We start from the raw sequence: 17806 nt of genomic DNA, 5'->3' as shown, positions 1-17806 counted from the left end.
AATAACTTCCGTTTTTCAGTGGGGCAAAGATAACAACTTATTCAAACGCAAAACAAAATTATTTAACATAAAATTTACACCCAGTTCATAATGGGGATAACTATAAACATAATCTTTTAATTATTAATAGATTAGATTAACTCTATAGTTATCCACAAAGATCAATCTTAAATAAGAAAAAGGAGTTTGGCTAGAAAAATCGTTTGATCAATGCTTTATATATGGAGTATCCAACCAGGCATCCTATAGTATCTGCTACGATATCTAAAGATTCCATTGATCTGCCCAAGCCCATTTCTTCCTGAAGGATCTCGGTAAGAAAGGCATATATAAGAATGATCTGAAAGAAATAGGAAAATTTGATTTTGGGAAAGGTGGCAATAAAGCAGAATCCCAACATTGCAAATATGCTCAGGTGTAAAACTTTGTCAATACCGTTGAACATAAACCAATACTCATGGTTCTCTTCACCCGGCCTGAGGAGCATATAAGTAAGAAATGCCCAATAAATGGGCAAAATCTTACTAAATATTTTTGAAACCTTATCCAATGATTGCCTGGTATTCTTCTGCCGTAAGCAGTTCTGAATGATCTGCACCATCAGCAATTTCTAATTTAATGATCCATCCGTTTCCATAAGGGTCTGTATTTAGCAGCTCAGGCTGAGCTTCCAACTCTGAATTAAACTCAATAACTTTTCCGGCAACAGGCAGGAATAAATCTGAAACAGTTTTCACGGCTTCTACACTTCCGAAAACAGCTCCTCCTTCAAGATCATCATCTACAGTATCTATATCCACATATACGATATCGCCAAGCTCTCCCTGTGCAAAGTCTGTAATACCGATTGTAGCAACGTTACCTTCGATCTTAATCCATTCGTGATCTTTAGTGTACTTTAATTCTGATGGTGTATTCATTTTAATTTTTATTTTATACAAATGTATTCAAAATAATAGTAGCTTCAAATATCGGATATAAAAAATGTCCTTCAATTTCGAAGGACATTTAAGGTTTTATCTGATTTTACTTTAGAAACCGCCGCCACCTGAGTCTCCAAACGTAAATGTTGCAGACAGACCGGCTCTAATAGTAGACAGCGGGAATGCTGTTGATATTTTGTACTTGGAAGTCATCTGCTCATAGAATACTCTCAGGTTCAGATTTTCGGAAACGTTGTAATCTGCGGAAAGTTTTATATTCATGAGTTTCTGGCCTCCGGTGATCTGTGAATCGTTCAACAGGATATTCATGATGGAAGTTTTGCTGTCTCTGATTGAGATGTCTCCTCTGATGTTCAGGTCACTTCCTTTTCCTCTGGATCCTCTTGTATTAGCCATACCAAGTCTGAAATTTTTCACTATATATCCAAGTCTCACTACATATTCCGTATTGGAATCTTCGGTAAGGGTATGGTTCACCAATCCCAGTAACAGCATCCTGTTTCTGTTATACTGAAGCCCAAACTGCATATTGTTTCTCATAGTAACATCTATACCGATAAGCGGCGAGAATGATTCTACGTAACCGACCTGCGAGAATGTAAACGGATTGATGTAATCATTATTGACATCGAATGCATTTCCACCTGAAATCCTGTTAAAGTAATCAATACTTGACTGTATACCGGTTGCCGTATAGGTTGCCGTATAGCCATGCAGGAGATCAAATTTAGAGAACTGCCCGTTAATAATCGGAATGTTTCTTAACCCTGAGTAGGTGACCTTCCAGTTTGGAATAGGAAGTCCTGCTTTTTTGGCATTTCCAATCTGTTTAACGGATTTCCCTTCAACTGCTGCCCTGAATGCAGGAATCAATACGTAGGCATTGGCAATACTATAATGATCTGCAAAGCCATCACTGTTGAGTATTTCTCCTAACCCCATCTGCTGGGAAAGTATCATTGCATTTTCCCTGATTGCCTGATAAACGGCCTGGGTTTCTTTGAATGATGTTTTAAGAAGGACAACAGAGTTGGAATAGGTTACCTGATCATTGGCAAATGCATAATCATGGTTTGCTGTTCCTAGATTATTCCGGTTATTAAATCCAGACTGTGAGAAGTTCCTGTTATAATTATGCAATGCACTAAGATCAATTCTAAAATCATTGATCGGAAGTATCTGTAAATTGGCCCTTAATTCTCTGGTCGACATCTTCACATAAGGATCGGTCATATAAGGGGAATCGCTTACCCATCCATTTTCCAGCACGGTTCTCCTGATGTCAGCCTGTGATCCGAAAAGGAATCCCATAGTAGGACCTCCCAACGTCTGGCCGTACCCATACATGTTTGGTGCTGAAAGTAAACCGGGAAGTACCGTTCCGTTATTTTCAGAATAATTAATATCTAACTGTTTAAACGATGTCAATGCGAAAGCTGCGCTCTGGAGTATGGTCAGTCTATTTTTGAATTTATAACTCTTATATCTGTATCTTTTCTTCTCCCATTGCTGTGTATACACATTGTTCAGTGAATCAATCTCCTGTTTACGCTTCTGCAGTTTCGCAGAGATGGTCTTGAAATATTTAAACTGTCCGAAGAATTTCGGAATATCCGCAGTAGCCGTAGCCTGAATCACGTTTGTATTCTGACCTACGGAACCTAAACTTCCTTCAGGGCTTGAAAGGAGTGCGGTAGATCTTGCATTCCAGTTATAAGTAAGTCCATACCCAATTTCTGCATCAATGAAATCCAAATACGGAAGGTACTGGAACGGCAGTTTGTAATTAAGCTGTACTCTGTGATTGTACAATACCGGTCTGCCTGATCTGAATACATTCCCAAAGATGGATTTGTCATTCATTCCGTTCACATCTATATTATCATTAAGGGTTCTTGTTGCAGAGTTGATCTCCAGCTTTAGTGATTTTGTAAAGTTGAATCCTAAACCGTACTGCCATCCGAAGAAGAAGTTCCTGTTTTTGATGGCATCAAAACTATCACCAGTATTTCCGCTTAGGATTGCTTCTACATTTCTAAATTCAAGCTCGTTATAATTTCTGTCTATTTCCGTTCTGAAAGAGAATCTTGTAGGAATCGGGTTGAAATTGAATTCTTTGATCCATCTCAGATATTTTGTGGATTTTGCCGTATCGCTGATCATTTTGTTGAACGGCTTAATTACCCACGGCTTGAAGGTATAGTTGTAATCAACATAACCTCTCAGATACTGTCTGTAGTTTCTTGAAGTATAAATATCCCTGTAATAATCGTCATTATAAACTGCAGTTACGGAAACGTTCTCAATATCGTAGAATTTAGGTTTCTTGTTTGGATTTACCCTTTCTTTATGCATATTGACAACCCCGATACTTCTTTGCTGTGTATAAGTTCTTGCTACTTTTTTAAGCTGTTCCTTGTTGGCCGCCTTGCTGAATTCCACATCGGTGTCCAGAGGGTTATATTTCGGATCCTCGATGGTCTGTGAATAGGAATAGTTCAGAGGAATCTTCATTCCGCTTTTTTCAGGAAGGAATTTATCTACGTTTACAGCGGTGTTAATACTAAATGCAGACTGTGTAGACTGGCTTCTTTCTGCCGGCTTTGAATCTATATTACCGAAACCTACAGAGGTATAAGATGCACTTGTATTTATAGTAGCAAAATCTCCCAGGTTAAAGTTTAAACTTGCGTTACCTGCATACCCGCCATCATTTTCAATTTCTGAAAGACGGATTTCGTTTACCCAAAGAATTCTGGTGATTGACTCGCTTCGTTTTGTATTTCTTACCCCAATCATAATGGTGGTAATGTTTCCTAAACTCGGACGTCCTTTAATATAAATTCTTTTTGAATCATCTCCAAAGTTAGGATCCATGATTCGGTCTACAATATTGGCTGAATTCTTATCTCTCCGGATTTTGGCATCTACAAAATTCTGGATTTCAAAATCAACGTTGTTTTCAACAGGCCATATTTCTAAAGGCGTTGTGGCCGTACTTTGAGTCAATGTCATTTCAGATTCGTACTCGTAATAGTTATCTGTAGCATCACTTCCGAAACGGATAAAGAATTTAGCGTCCTTATCAATACCCACATCTCTGGTATTTGGAGCCTGGTCATGTACAAAAAGTTTAAGTTTTTTGTATCTTCTCATGTCCAGAGTGGTATTTTTGAAAACCCCTCTTGCTTCTCCTGCAAGACTATTTACTCTCATGTAAAGTGAAGCCTCATTCTGTCTCTGTGCCCCTGCATTTCCACTCAACACCTGTCTGTCAATTCCCGGAGGTAGTACATAAGGAGGCTGATTCAGGGCATTCTCTTCAATGTTTACACTTCCTACTTCAAAATTGTTATTATCCGCTATTACAGCCCCTTCCTGTTGTGAACTTACTGAAGGACTGGCAATCTGATTGGGATATCTTCTCCAGTCTGATCTTACAAGATCCATCGTTCCAAATCTTAAAGTAGAAGTCTGCTCAAAACCGGCAAGCATTAATCTCGCAAATCTTACGTTGTTAAGCACTGAAGCACTTCGTTCTCCCTCCGCATCAGTTTCAGCATATTTTGAAACAGGAATTCTGAACAAATACCATTTCACATCAGAAGACTGTCCGTTCTGGAAAGTAGCCTTCACCGTTTTTACATCTACGATGTTGTTCTGTCCTAATGCAAGACTCGGTCTATCCAATTTTACAACATATTCATTATAACTTTCTGTCTGGTCAAGGTTATAATCTTTGTTGATATCTTCTGCATCCGGAGTCTGTGAAGCCACTTCTAATGAATTGGCTTGGGAGTTTCCTTCCGGATTTCTGAAATATTTATATCTCTGAACAAGAGATGCCGCCTGATTGCCTGTGAATTTATCAGACATAAAAAACACAAAATCATCCACCGCCGGGTCAACTAAGTTGGTCACCGGGTTAACAAATGTATTTCCGAACCTCATCGATTCCTGATCTGAGCTTAAACCGTCATATCCTAAATCCTGAGCTCTTCTGTCATCACCTTCGCTTGAAAATGCATAAAGGATTGGCGGCTGCTTCGGCTGTACTCCCCAATTGGAAGTTGTGGTAGTAGAAGGGGCTCCCGGAGTTGGAAGTCCGTTTTCATACTGCATTTTGCCGTCTTTCAGGATATCTTCGGAAACGTTCCCTAACTGAAGTAAAAGTCTTGCTCTGTCTCCTAAAACAGTTCCATCCGCATAAGGGTCCATCATCCAGAATTCAACATATTCTATATTTGAATTAACGAAATTGGAAACACTGATCGGTCTCATGATCCCTGCCCATCTGGAAGCCGCTGTTTCGGAACCCGGATTGACGTTGTAAGGACCTTTTTCCTGTGGATAGTAAGAAATATCTAAAGTATTGGTGAAGGTCTGTTCACCTGCCACAAAATCTCTGTTATTATAAATTTCGGAATACTGAACTCTTCTGGATGCGTGGTTGGAAACGGATTGTGCCGTAATTCCTGCAGGCGCTCTTCCTCCCACTCCCCAGAATCTCGGGTCAATATTGTACCATGATAAAAGTCCTCTTCCGTAGCCGCTTGTCAGGGCATCATCGCCAGGTGCTCCGTTAAATGGTGCCGATAAGTTTTTCTCCGGTCTTGAGGCCAGGCTCCAGGCTGCAGGTTCTTTTAAGGATATCTTGGATGTTGTCTGCTCGAAATCATCTACGTAAGACTGGTCATTCGTTCCTTTATTCAATCCCGGAAGAAGGTATGCTGCTTCCATTTTAAAGTTCAGATTCGATGGCGCTTCTGTATTTACAAATGGGATCTTATCTGTAAGCCTCGTCAGGAAAGGAATCTGATTGTTGTACATCATATTGATCCCTGCCATTGTATTATTTACCGCTTCCTGTCCGTAGTTTACTTTCTGGGTAAGCGGAGATTCGGAATAATTAACAACTGTTCCGCCTAATATGAAATTCTCATTGAACCTTCTTTCTAAGTTCAATCCTAAGAATCTTTTTCTTTGGGTATTAAAGGTAAGCTGGTTTTCCAATGAGATGTTGATAGCCTGTCCGGACTGTTTAACATTTTCATTGATGATCGTTACTGTCCCGAGCATATAATCCACGGTATAGTCAACTCCTTCCGTCAGCTGGACACCATTTGCCGAAACTTTTACAGATCCCTGCGGAACGTTTACCGCTCCAAGAGAAATCCCCTGTCCCTGTGTTCCTTTATATCGTCCTTCTATGGTATATCTCTGGGCAAGATTACTGGAAGATGCAACCTGTTTTTGCTGTTTGTAGAGATCCGTGAAAACAAACTGCGGATCATTTCCAACCTGTCCCTGCATAAAACTTCCGAAAGGCTGTACTTTGGTAAAGATAATCCTTCCCGTTTCCGGCCTGATTGTAATTCCGTTGACAAAGTCAAAGATACCGTCTCCCAATATACCGTTGCTGGCCTGGATATCGCCGTTCATGTTAAGGCGGTCCCAGTTAAGTAATTTCAGCAGGTTTTTATCCTGAACACTGGTTCCGGGCAGGTAATTTACTTTACCTCCTGTTTTTGGATCTCTGTAGAAAACATTAAGAATAAAACCGTCCTGCGCTACCTGTCCTGCATCCAGGGAGTAGATGTTTTTCATCATCAGGTCCCACATCGGGGATTCTGTATTCACTTTGTTGTTTACTCTAAGAACCTTGGTTACCAGTACCGGACTTTCTTCGGAGAATTCCCCTACTTTATAAACTTTATTGGTCCCATCCGTATAGGAATAGGAAACGGCTAAAAGCTGATTTTCATTCAGCTTCTGGTTCAATGAAATATATCCTAACTGAGGCTGTAATGTATATTCATTGGTGTTCAGCCTTCTTGCTTTTGTATTAAAAATGAATTGCTCTCCGTTGTCATAAGGCTGTGCACTCCCCGGGAACATCTGCCCCTGAAAGGTTGTCGCATAATTTTTACCAGCTTCTCTTGTTCCTACAGCTGCATTAATGGACTGATACAATCCGTTTTGAGAGTTATCCGGCAGTCCAGAGACTCCTTCTCCCAGGTCTCTGATCCCAATAATACTTTTCTGATAAGCCAGGTTACTGTTTCCCTGGTCTAATACCCAAACTTCCAGTCTGGTAATGTTTACCGTGGAATTGATCTGTGGATAATTGGCCAATGCATTATCATAACGGTCCAGGAAGTAATGTCCCAGGAAAAAGTGTTGGTTTTCTTCGTAATCAATAGCATTGACTTTAAAGTTATTCATAACACCTCCTCCCTGCACTACAATATTACGGGCTTCACCCTGCTGTTGGGAAAGAACTACTGTACCGTAAGTTTTCCCTAACTGGAATTCTGTTTTTACCCCGAATAATGACTGTGAACCACGGATAAGACTGGTAGAAAGCGGCATATTCACGTTACCGAATTCTACTCTTTTAATGATTTTATCTTCTCCCCCTGCGCTGGGTTTGTCTACATCTCCAAGGCCTTTGGTCTGAAGGTCTTTCCAGTTTCCTTTTGCCTGCCATACGAGATTCATTCTGTTTTCGAACGCAAAACCGCTCTGGGTATCGTAATTGGCTTTCAACTGAAGGTTTTCCCCTACCTTACCCAATAATCCCAGCTGTATTCTCTGGTCTATATCAAAGGTAAAACTGGTCCTGTTCTGTGGTAGGATCAGCGGGTTGTCTATTTTTTGATAAAGCCCGGCAAAGTCTAAAGAGGCATATCCTGAAGGGATAATCTCTATTTTATTACTTCCGAAAATGGTTTCAAACAGTCTGTTATTGATCATTAAAGACGGAATGAGCCCTTTCTTGCGGGCATCGGTTCTGTCTCTTCTGTAAAGGAGGCTGTATTTATCGGATTTTTCCTTGTAGTAAGCCTTTGACTGTGTTGCGAGCATAAATTCTTTATACTCTTCGGGAGACATAGCTGTAGGAGGGCCTGTAAATGTATTTCCAATTTTAGGATATACGTAATACATACCTGTTTTTATGTCGTAAAAGGCTTCATACCTTGTGGGGTCGGCCAGTTGATAATCTTTCTTTATGATCGCAGTATCACGTACCTGTTGTGCAAAAGCACTTACTGACATACACAGGAACGACAGGAACAAAAATATTTTCAGATGCTTATTATTCGCCACCAAATGTTAAATGTTTTTTAAAATATGTTTTATCAGTTCTTCTACGGAGATCTCCGGATTCTGCTTCATCATTCTGTCTGCGATCTTCTCGCTCATTCGTTTCGGGATCCCTAAAACTTCTAATGCAGATAACGATTCTTCCTTGACTTTATTATCCACGAAAGCAGAAATATTTTCGTCTGCAATGCTGAATTTCTGGACTTTATCCTTTAAATCTACAATGATTCTTTCTGCTGTTTTGGTACCTATTCCTTTGGCTTTCTGAATGAGTACGCTGTTCTTGGAGAGTATGGCCGAAGCGATCTCTTCAAGGCTTAAAGTGGAAAGAAGTATAAGGGCAGAAACTGCTCCAACTCCGTTAACGCTTATTAACAGATTGAACATTTCTTTTTCTGAACGAGTGTTAAATCCAAAGAGAAGATGGGCATCTTCCCGTATAATCTGCTGAGTAAATAAGAATGCCGGCTTATTCAGGGCCAGGGCCTGGGAGGTCATCAAACTGATACCTACATAGTAACCAACTCCTTGTACGTTGATCACTGCGTAAGTGGGCGTAAGTTCTTGAACACTGCCTTGTAAGGAAAATATCATTATTAATTTTTAAAACTCCCAAATATAGCAATTTAAACTAATTAATATTTTCATTTCAGGCACGAATGACTTTTAACTTAAATTTTGACTGTAAATTCAATGAATTCAAATAAATACAAAAGACTCCAAAATATGGAGCCTTATATTATTTTATGATTAAAAATATTCTTTAACTGACCGTTTGCGATGTCTGTCCGTTATTTTTTTTCGGAGTTTTTCTTTTCTCTTCTCTGAGCATCAAGAACCGCCACAGTAGCAAGGTTTACAATTTCATCTACGCTTGAACGCATCTGCAATACGTGTACAGGCTGTTTCAGTCCCATCAGGATTGGCCCGATCACCTGTGCCACTTTCATTCCTCTGATAATCTTGTAAGAAAGGTTGGCGCTTTCAAGATTCGGGAAAACGAAGGTATTGGCAGGCGTTGTTCCTAATTTTGAGAATGGATAATCGCTTAAGTGATCAGCATTCATTGCAAAATCCGGCTGAATTTCACCATCAACAACCATTTTAGGATATTTCTCGTGAAGGATGCTTACTGCTTTGGCCACTTTTTTGGAAGTATCTGATATGGCTGCAAAGTTTTCAAAGCCAAGCATTGCAATTCTAGGCTCTATCGCAAAGGATTTCACCGTAATTTCTGCCATTTTAGCAATGTTGACAAGATCTTCTGCCGTAGGATTCTGATTGATGGATGTATCAGCGAAGAAAATAGGTTTCTTTTCTGAAAGGATCATCATCATTGCCGCTACTTTATCTACTCCTTTATCTTTTTCAATCACTTCTAAAACAGGACGAAGCACTGAAGTATAGTTTTTGGAGAAGCCCACTATAAGACCGTCCGTATCTCCGTGTCTCAACATTAACGGGCCGAAATAGTCTCTCTGACGTACATATCTTTTCGCTTTGTACTCGTTCATTCCTTTTCTCTGGCGAAGTTTCCAAAGGGTTTCTCTGTATTTTTTTCTGTTCTCTTTCTGATCAGCGTCACTTGGATCTATAATTGGAATATCCAGAGTGATCCCGAAACGTTCCATCTGTTCTTTGATGTATTTTTTATCTCCTAAAAGACTTGGCAAAGCAATTCCTTCTTCGTAAAGGATCTGGGCTGCTTTCAAAACGTTGTATTCTTCAGCATTCCCTAAAGTGATTCTCTTCGGATTCGATTTTGCACGGCTCTGCATCATTCTCACCAGCTTCTCGTCTCTTCCCATTCTGTCCAGCAGCTGGTTTTCATATTCTTCGAAGTCTTCGATGGTTTTTCTGGCAATACCGCTTTCGATAGCTGCTTTTGCTACGGCGCTTGATACTTTGGTGATCAGCCTGTTATCAAACGGTTTCGGAATAAAATATTCTCTTCCGAACTGTAAGTTCTGAACGTTGTAAGCAAGGATCACCGCTTCAGGTACAGGCTCTTTTGCAAGATCTGCGATAGCGTGTACGGCTGCCAGCTTCATTTCTTCGTTGATTCCTTTTGCCTGAACGTCTAAAGCACCACGGAAAATGTAAGGGAATCCCAATACATTGTTCACCTGGTTAGGATAATCACTTCTTCCAGTTGCCATGATCACGTCTTTACGGGTTTCAAGGGCAAGGTCGTAAGCGATCTCAGGATCTGGGTTGGCCAAAGCAAAAACGATAGGATTCTCATTCATGCTGGAAAGCATTTCCGGAGTCATTACGTTTCCTTTTGACAAGCCGATGAAAACATCCGATCCTTTTAAGGCATCTTCCAATGTCTCGATATCAGTATTGGCAATGAAATCTATTTTTTCGGGTGTAAGGTTTTCTCTTTTATGATTGATGACTCCTTTACTGTCGCACATCAAAACATTTTCTCTTTTCAGACCTAAAGAAATATATAGGTTGGTACAGGCAATGGCCGCCGCTCCGGCTCCGTTGACCACCATTCTTACTTCATCAATCTTTTTATTGGCGATCTGTAATGAGTTGATCAGGGCAGCAGCAGAAATAATCGCTGTTCCGTGCTGGTCATCGTGCATCAAAGGAATATCCAGCTCTTCTTTCAGTTTCTGTTCGATATAGAATGCTTCGGGAGCTTTAATATCTTCAAGGTTGATTCCTCCGAATGTAGGAGCAATGCCTTTTACAATCTGAATGAATTTTTCCGGATCTTTTTCATCGATTTCAATATCAAAAACGTTGATATCTGCAAAGATCTTGAACAAAAGACCTTTTCCTTCCATGACGGGTTTTGAAGCTTCTGCTCCAATATCTCCAAGTCCTAATACAGCCGTTCCGTTGGAAATTACAGCTACGAGGTTTCCTTTACCTGTGTAATCGTACACAGTTTCCGGTTTATCATGGATCTCCATACAAGGAACTGCCACTCCCGGTGAATATGCCAATGATAAATCTCTCTGAGAAGAGTGAGGCTTCGAAGGGATTACTTCGATCTTTCCTTTAGGTTCGGCTTTATGATAGTCTAACGCGGCCTGATTAAAGTTCTTTTCGTCGCGGTTGTTTTTACTTGACATAGAGTTTTGTTTTTTATTAAAGTATATACTTAATATGGTAGTCTACTAAACTTTCGATAGGTTTCTGGACAATATGGCCCACATTTAAATGAAGTTCTTCCGCAACAGAGCGGAGAATAGTTTCGTAATAATAAGCTATAGAGCCGATGAAATTGATCTCGGCATCTTTTGATTCTTCGTACGGGATAACCTGGTATTCAAAGAAGTTTTTCATTTCTTCGTACACCATATTTTTAAAGTAAGGATGGTCCTTTCTTTCGATTACAAATTTGTTGAAATCTGCGAGCCAGGCATTGGGTCTCGGTCTGTGATACATATTGTTCAAAGCATCTTCTATCTTCAGTCCGTAATTCTGCTGGAATTCTTCATGAAGATCTGCCGGCAGCTTTTTCATGAAGTATCTACGTACAAGCTGTTTTCCGATAGCGCTTCCGCTTCCTTCGTCTCCCATGAGGAAACCGAGGGAAGGCAGCTCTATCTTAAGATTTTCTCCGTCGAAATAGCAGGAATTTGATCCTGTCCCTAAGATGCATACTACAGCAGGCTTTCCGGCGTATGCGGCATAAGCAGCGGCCATAAGATCTTCCTTCACTACAATTTCAGATTTCGGGAATATCTTTTTCAATTCCTCTTCAATGGTCTCGCAGTTTTTTTTCACACCGCATCCTGAGCCATAGAAGAAGATCCTGGTTATGGAATTCTTTACTAATATAAGGCTGCTGTTCTTTTCTATTTCAGGAACAATAAGTTCCCGGTTGATAAAATTGGGATTGAAGCCAATGGTTTCTGTTTTCAGGAACACTTTTTTGAAGTCATCAAGTATCACCCAATCTGATTTGGTGGACCCACTATCAACAATAGCAACCATATTTTACATTTTAGTTTAAGGATGCTAAATTATGAATTTATCTTCAAATAGCGTTTAAAAACAGACTGGAAGGTTCTAATGTTTTATATCAGCTTTCTGATTGTCGAACTTGATAAGCCAGTCTTCAATTTCGTCTTCCAGATAGGAGGTCTGCAGTATCATTGCATTGATAAAATCATCGGGTACAGGTTGATTGGTAGAGTTCTCAAGATTCCACAATTCTTCTGCTATGTTTTCATATTCGGAATACACTCTTTTGAAGCGGGAGTTTTCTCTTTCAAGGGCTTCAATATTTTTTTGCTGAAGCTGGAATTTTCTGTATTTGTTTTGACTTTTCATACAAATATTATTATAATTGGGGTCGTTAAAATGAAGGTAGTATGCGTATACAGCGCATTACAAGATAGGAAAAACCATCAACACAAGAAGTTGAAAATGAATTTATTATCAGGTTATATTTACATCATTCAGAATATTAAATTTAGAAATTATTTTGGTTCAAAAAAATTATTTAACAATTTTTCTCAATGTTTAACATATGGTTATCAAAATATTCCGGGACTGAAACTTTCAGATTCCTTTAATCATCACTGCTGCTCTGGATTTAAAGTTTTTAAAATGAAAAAAGGGAATTTCCCATTCATTATTAATAATGATAACGGATGAGGGCCAGAGACAATCTTGTTCACCAACATGTATTTCATTACTACTCAAAAGGCTATACATTTTACTGATAATCAATTCATTAAAGTAATATTTTATTTTAAAATAATCTTTTATTCTTACAGTATTGACATATAGTTATAAATTTGCACTTCATATATATTGAATGAGAGAATTACTAATACGCCAGAAACAGGTTTTGTTCTTCATTATAGCCGGAGGACTCAGTGCTGTTGTAGAGATTGGAAGCTTCAAGGCATTCAGCACATATCTGCCGCATTTCTTCGCCAGAGAAACCAATTTTCATGGCATCCACTATCCGCTAAGTAATATTTTCTCTACAAGCTGCGGGATCATCAGCAATTATTTCCTGAGCATCTGGTTTGTCTTTGAAAGAGGGAAGCATTCCAAAAGAAAGGAGTTTGCTTACTTTATGGGCATTTCTTTTGTTTCAACCTTACTGAGCTTAGGTTTTTTCCAGGTTTTTTACAGCTTTATATTTAGGGACAATATCAGTTTGGGATTTTATACCTTAAGTCCGGAAATAATCAGTAAAATTGCAGCGATTCTGCTGGTTTCCATTCTTAATTATTCAGTGAAAAAGAAAGTAATTTTTAACGGTTAAACGGTGGTGAAAATTTTAAATTATCTCTGGAGATTCTGGCTGCTGATACTGGCATTTGTCTTAACGGTCACGCTGGGAATTCCTGTCTATATCTTATCCTTTAATAAGAAGCATTACAGATATGCCTACCAATTTATCCGGATCTGGTGCTTCGGTATGTTCTACGGAATGGGTTTAAGATATGATCTCATTAATCTGTCTGACCAGAAAAAGGACAAAAACAAGCCTTATGTTTTCATTTCGAACCATACGTCCATTATGGATATTATGCTCACCTGTATTCTGATGCCTCACCACCCGATCTGCTTTGTGGGCAAAAAAGAGCTGGTAAAGATTCCTATTTTCGGCACTATATATAAAAGGATATGTGTGATGGTAGACAGGGGCAGTGCAAGAAGCCGTGCAGATGTTTACAGAAGATGCGCAGAAAAGATGGAGGAAGGAAACAGCATTGCCATATTTCCCGAAGGCGGTGTGCCGGATGATACGTCTGTTATTCTTGATGAATTTAAAGACGGTGCATTTACTTTATCTTCCAAACATCGCTCCCCGATTGCAGTGTATACCTTTATCGGGTTGAAGGAAATTTTCCCTTTCGACAGTTCAAAAGGCTATCCGGGACGGGTAAAAGTATATTTCAACGGAATCATGGAACCGTCAGATTCTCCGAGAGATCTGAAAGCAGAAGCCTACAAAGAGATAAAAAAGACACTCCTGGAACATTCTATTTAAAAGAAATAGTTATATTTGTTTGCGAAATTTTTAACAAATATGTCAAATTATTCTAAACAAACCAATTGGGGACAATTTATTCCCTTGGTTACTGTGTTTTTCTTCTGGGGATTTGTTGCGGCAAGTAATGACATTCTCATACCAGTTTTCCAAAAAGCCTTTAAATTGACCCAAACTGAAAGCATGCTCGTACAGATCTGCTTTTATGTAGCGTACACTGTGGGATCTTTAATTTATATGGCCGTTTCAAAAGGTTTGAAACAGGATCTTATTAATAAAATAGGTTACAAAAACGGACTGATCCTGGGCCTTCTTATTTCGGCATCAGGAACTTTACTGTTTTATCCGGCTGCTAATCTGGCATCTTTTCCGTTGATGATCTCCGGTCTGTTCATTGTGGGACTGGGTTTCTCATTACAGCAGATTGTTGCGAATCCGCTTGCTATTGAAGTGGGGCCTAGCGAAACCGGGGCTCAGAGACTGACGTTGGCAGGGGGAATCAATAATCTGGGGACCACTATAGGACCGCTTATTGTATCATTTGCTATTTTCGGAGCTGCCTCTACAGCCAATACAGAAGCAAGTATCGAAAGTGTAAAGATTCCTTATCTTATGCTGGGAGTTGCATTTGTGCTGGTGGCGATCATGCTGAAGTTCTCTTCTCTTCCTGCCATCACGCCTACCATTATAGAGGATACTGACGATGTTATTCCGGGAGACCACAAAAAATCTGCTTTCCAGTATCCACAACTGGTGATGGGGATGATTGCCATCTTTGTATATGTAGGGGTGGAAGTTTCTACAGCGAGTAATCTTCCTGCTTATATGGAAAAGAGCTTAGGTTTTGAAACCAAAGATGTAGCACCATACATTTCATTATACTGGGCTTCATTAATGATCGGCCGTTGGACAGGTGCTGTAGAAGCATTTGACCTGAGTGCAGGATTCAAAAAAATCTTAAGATTCCTTGCACCTTATCTTGCATTCGGTGTATTCTTATTGGTGAATGCGATTGCCAAGCATGACCTTTCTCCATTCTACGTTTATGGTGCCGTTATCATTGTAATGATCATCTGTGATATTATAAGCCAGGGAAATCCTGCAAGAATGCTTTTGATCTTCTCTGTAGCGGGTATAACAGCCTTACTGACGGGAATGTTTACAACAGGAATGGTATCTGTATATGCTTTTACCAGCGTAGGACTGTTCTGCTCTACTCTATGGCCCTGTATTTTCGCACTTGCGATCAACGGTCTTGGAAAGCACACCAATCAGGGTTCCGGTTATCTGATCATGATGATCATGGGTGGCGGAATCGTAAGCTTTATCCAGGGATACATTGCGGATAAAACAAATATCCAATTCAGCTATATCGTAGGTGTTGTATGTTTTGCTTATCTTGCATTCTATGCGATCCGGGTAACCGGTATCCTGAAATCCCAGGGTATTGATCTTGATAAAATCTCTAAAGGCAGTGGTCACTAATACAACAAAAATAATATATAAAAAGAGATTTTGGGCAGGTGTATTACTTGCCCAATTTCTTTTGTTCTATGGCTTCTCGAAGTCCGGAATAATGATTGATTTCTTCGAACGTTTTTTTGAATTTCAGAAAAAGATCCACCAGATACTTTTCAGCTGGATTCCTTTTTCTTTCGGGGATTTACTCTATCTTCTTCTGGGAGTTTTCATTTTATACCAAGTTGTTTTATGTTTCAAAAAGAAGAGCAGAAACAAGGCTGTTTTAAAGCTTCTGGCCGTCTTTAATATCTTTTACTTTATCTACCAGGTATTCTGGGGAATGCTTTATTTCCAGACTCCTGTCATCAAGAAGCTTTCCAATCAGAAAGAACCGGAAATCGGGCAGGCAAAGATATTAGCATTACGTTATCTGGAAAAATGCAAAACCACCAGACAATCTGTACGGGAAGATAAAAACGGGGTCTTCGTTATAACCGACCTCAACTCTATACAGACTGAAATATTGAGCCGGCAGGCACAGCTTCCTAAATATATTTCGGATAAAGATGCTCCTCAAATCAATGCATTTAAACCCAGTCTTTTTAAAACTGTGATGAATTTTACCGGAATACTGGGTTATTATAATCCTTTTACGGCAGAAGCACAGTATAATGCAGAGCTTCCCCATACCTTCATTCCGTTTACATCTGCGCATGAAAGCTCTCACCAGCTTGGTTTCGCGAGGGAGCAGGAAGCTAACTTTATAGGTTACCTGATTGGTATTAATTCTAAAAATACCGATCTGAGATACAGCACTGAGTATTTTACTTTAAAAAGCCTTTTGAGATTTATCGTTGAGCAGGATCCTGAATTTGTAAAATCAGTCCTTAAACAATATTCTCCGGCCATGAAGAGAGACAGGATGTACGAAAGAAATTTTATGTTCAGACATCAGGGGTGGCTGGATGATTTCTTTGGGTTTACCAATAACCTGTTCCTAAAGACTAACCAGCAGGAAGGTGCGGTTACTTATTCCTATTTTATAGATCTTCTTCTGAACTACGAAAAACAATAAACAAAAAAAAGAATCGTATCAGGCGATACGATTCTAAAAACACAAATGATGAAAAAAAATTTATTACCTTGACTTGTTCCCTCATTCAAGGCGATGTAAAAGTACAATATATTTTATAAATACAAAAACATTTCCATCCTTTTTTCAAACTTTAAGAAAACTTTATGATTTTTTAAGTTTTTTTGAGTTTAACACTGGGAATGATAATTTTAACAAAATAAATAATTCGATAATAAGTCCCTGTTAAAATTCAAAATACGCTATAAAAAACACAAAAAATCAAACGATCGTTTAATGATAAAGCATTGAGACTTTGTTCTGTTTTTGTTATTTGAAAAATTAGAGTTATTTACAAATTGATTTATTAATTACAGACAAAAGAGAGTTAAGATCTAGGATTTTAAAGTTTTAATTTCCTCTTCCAGTTTTTCAATATATTTCCTTTGGGTTTCCAGTAACTGCTCTATATGCTTAGGAATAGAATGTATATTATTAGTGCCGCTATAATTTCCTGTTGAATTATCCTGAAAAATAAATATATGACTTTCTTCATTTTCAAAAATTTCGTCTACAGGAACATCTAATGTCTTAGACAATTTCTCCCATTCCTGTTTGGATATTTTTGAGCTTCCACTCTCTTTTCTACTATAGTTGGATTGTGTCATTCCTAGCATATCAGCAATTTGTTCTTGGGATAATCCTTTTTTTAAACGAGTTTCTTGTAATTTAGTTTTTGTTGCCATCATCTGAATAATTAAAAAACAAAAGTAATTATTTTATGAAATTATACGCATGAAAATTTCATAAAATTCTCATAATAATCCGGCTTTTATTTCAAAAGTGTTTGATATATTTGAACATCAATATTGATAAAGCGCTTTAAATTCAATTTATATATGTACAGGTATAGATTGGAATCTGATCAGCAAAATCCCATGTCAGGGGTTGTATGGCAAAATAAATTATTAAATTCAAAATTTTAACAAAATGAAAAAGTTAGCAGGAATGAAGAATTTCTCTTCATTAGAAAACAAAAAATTGAAAGATCTTAAAACAGTGCAAGGTGGAAGTTATAATGTTCAATCTAATGTTTCCGTTGGAGAAGGTTGCATAGAATATGATACTTACACTGGCCCTGGAGGTAAGTATATAGGCATATTGGTTGTTTGTGATCCAACATAGCATATACTAATACTATGGAGGGCCTAGCCCTCCTCTTTCACTTTTAATTGATTAAAC

The 17806-nt window shown here is 38.7% G+C and carries 13 protein-coding genes; 5 read left to right on the top strand and 8 right to left on the bottom strand.

What is annotated here, in order from left to right:
* Positions 1-190: 190 nt before the first annotated feature.
* The 7 genes from IX38_RS19845 to IX38_RS19815 form a co-directional block, all read right to left on the bottom strand.
* Positions 191-517 carry a VanZ family protein gene (locus tag IX38_RS19845; RefSeq protein WP_034707705.1) on the bottom strand — a complete coding sequence of 109 codons (327 nt, stop codon included), beginning with the start codon at positions 515-517 and terminating at the stop codon, positions 191-193.
* Between the two features lie 25 nt (positions 518-542).
* The gene (gene gcvH / locus IX38_RS19840; protein ID WP_034707704.1) at positions 543-920 is read right to left on the bottom strand and encodes a glycine cleavage system protein GcvH; all 378 of its coding nucleotides are present in this window, start codon (positions 918-920) and stop codon (positions 543-545) included.
* Between the two features lie 111 nt (positions 921-1031).
* A complete protein-coding gene (gene sov, locus IX38_RS19835) occupies positions 1032-8003 on the bottom strand; it encodes a T9SS outer membrane translocon Sov/SprA (protein ID WP_051884940.1) in 6972 nt (2323 codons plus the stop codon).
* 57 nt (positions 8004-8060) lie between these two features.
* Positions 8061-8645 (bottom strand): Holliday junction branch migration protein RuvA, encoded by a 585-nt coding sequence (gene ruvA / locus IX38_RS19830; RefSeq protein WP_034707702.1) that lies wholly within the window; start codon positions 8643-8645, stop codon positions 8061-8063.
* A 197-nt stretch (positions 8646-8842) separates the two neighbouring features.
* Complete coding sequence (locus IX38_RS19825; RefSeq protein WP_034707701.1) at positions 8843-11143, bottom strand: NADP-dependent malic enzyme; 2301 nt, start codon at positions 11141-11143, stop codon at positions 8843-8845.
* A gap of 16 nt (positions 11144-11159) precedes the next feature.
* The gene (locus IX38_RS19820; protein ID WP_034707700.1) at positions 11160-12011 is read right to left on the bottom strand and encodes a BadF/BadG/BcrA/BcrD ATPase family protein; all 852 of its coding nucleotides are present in this window, start codon (positions 12009-12011) and stop codon (positions 11160-11162) included.
* Positions 12012-12086: 75 nt separating this feature from the next.
* Positions 12087-12350 carry a hypothetical protein gene (locus IX38_RS19815; protein ID WP_034707699.1) on the bottom strand — a complete coding sequence of 88 codons (264 nt, stop codon included), beginning with the start codon at positions 12348-12350 and terminating at the stop codon, positions 12087-12089.
* Between the two features lie 490 nt (positions 12351-12840).
* On the opposite strand from IX38_RS19815, the gene IX38_RS19805 reads away from it, so the two are divergent.
* The 4 genes from IX38_RS19805 to IX38_RS19790 all read left to right on the top strand — a co-directional run bounded on the left by IX38_RS19805 (position 12841) and on the right by IX38_RS19790 (position 16567).
* Entirely contained in the window at positions 12841-13299 is a 459-nt protein-coding gene (locus IX38_RS19805; protein ID WP_034707697.1) for a GtrA family protein, read from the top strand.
* A 3-nt stretch (positions 13300-13302) separates the two neighbouring features.
* The gene (locus IX38_RS19800; RefSeq protein WP_084680352.1) at positions 13303-14031 is read left to right on the top strand and encodes a lysophospholipid acyltransferase family protein; all 729 of its coding nucleotides are present in this window, start codon (positions 13303-13305) and stop codon (positions 14029-14031) included.
* A 39-nt stretch (positions 14032-14070) separates the two neighbouring features.
* Positions 14071-15516 (top strand): MFS transporter, encoded by a 1446-nt coding sequence (locus tag IX38_RS19795; protein WP_034707696.1) that lies wholly within the window; start codon positions 14071-14073, stop codon positions 15514-15516.
* A 91-nt stretch (positions 15517-15607) separates the two neighbouring features.
* Complete coding sequence (locus tag IX38_RS19790; protein WP_316934149.1) at positions 15608-16567, top strand: DUF3810 domain-containing protein; 960 nt, start codon at positions 15608-15610, stop codon at positions 16565-16567.
* 392 nt (positions 16568-16959) lie between these two features.
* Here the strand turns inward: IX38_RS19790 and IX38_RS19785 are convergent, their stop codons facing one another.
* On the bottom strand, positions 16960-17313 hold the full coding sequence (locus IX38_RS19785) for a helix-turn-helix transcriptional regulator (protein ID WP_084680349.1): 354 nt from the start codon (positions 17311-17313) through the stop codon (positions 16960-16962).
* Positions 17314-17554: 241 nt separating this feature from the next.
* Here IX38_RS19785 and IX38_RS19780 point away from each other — a divergent pair, with 241 nt between their 5' ends.
* Complete coding sequence (locus IX38_RS19780; RefSeq protein ID WP_034707693.1) at positions 17555-17749, top strand: TIGR04139 family peptide modification target; 195 nt, start codon at positions 17555-17557, stop codon at positions 17747-17749.
* Positions 17750-17806 lie beyond the last annotated feature (57 nt).

The organism is Chryseobacterium luteum (genome assembly GCF_000737785.1).
GTDB classification, from domain to species: domain Bacteria; phylum Bacteroidota; class Bacteroidia; order Flavobacteriales; family Weeksellaceae; genus Chryseobacterium; species Chryseobacterium luteum.
The sequence above is the reverse complement of the archived record's forward strand: the minus strand, read 5'-3'. Positions and strand labels throughout refer to the sequence as shown.

What these genes read in the sequence shown, in the direction of transcription:
- gcvH (WP_034707704.1), bottom strand. Translation starts at nt 920, where the DNA reads ATGAATACACCATCAGAATTAAAGTACACTAAAGATCACGAATGGATT.
- sov (WP_051884940.1), bottom strand. Translation starts at nt 8,003, where the DNA reads ATGTCAGTAAGTGCTTTTGCACAACAGGTACGTGATACTGCGATCATA.
- ruvA (WP_034707702.1), bottom strand. Translation starts at nt 8,645, where the DNA reads ATGATATTTTCCTTACAAGGCAGTGTTCAAGAACTTACGCCCACTTAC.
- IX38_RS19825 (WP_034707701.1), bottom strand. Translation starts at nt 11,143, where the DNA reads ATGTCAAGTAAAAACAACCGCGACGAAAAGAACTTTAATCAGGCCGCG.
- IX38_RS19820 (WP_034707700.1), bottom strand. Translation starts at nt 12,011, where the DNA reads ATGGTTGCTATTGTTGATAGTGGGTCCACCAAATCAGATTGGGTGATA.
- IX38_RS19815 (WP_034707699.1), bottom strand. Translation starts at nt 12,350, where the DNA reads ATGAAAAGTCAAAACAAATACAGAAAATTCCAGCTTCAGCAAAAAAAT.
- IX38_RS19805 (WP_034707697.1), top strand. Translation starts at nt 12,841, where the DNA reads ATGAGAGAATTACTAATACGCCAGAAACAGGTTTTGTTCTTCATTATA.
- IX38_RS19795 (WP_034707696.1), top strand. Translation starts at nt 14,071, where the DNA reads ATGTCAAATTATTCTAAACAAACCAATTGGGGACAATTTATTCCCTTG.
- IX38_RS19790 (WP_316934149.1), top strand. Translation starts at nt 15,608, where the DNA reads ATGATTGATTTCTTCGAACGTTTTTTTGAATTTCAGAAAAAGATCCAC.
- IX38_RS19785 (WP_084680349.1), bottom strand. Translation starts at nt 17,313, where the DNA reads ATGATGGCAACAAAAACTAAATTACAAGAAACTCGTTTAAAAAAAGGA.
- IX38_RS19780 (WP_034707693.1), top strand. Translation starts at nt 17,555, where the DNA reads ATGAAAAAGTTAGCAGGAATGAAGAATTTCTCTTCATTAGAAAACAAA.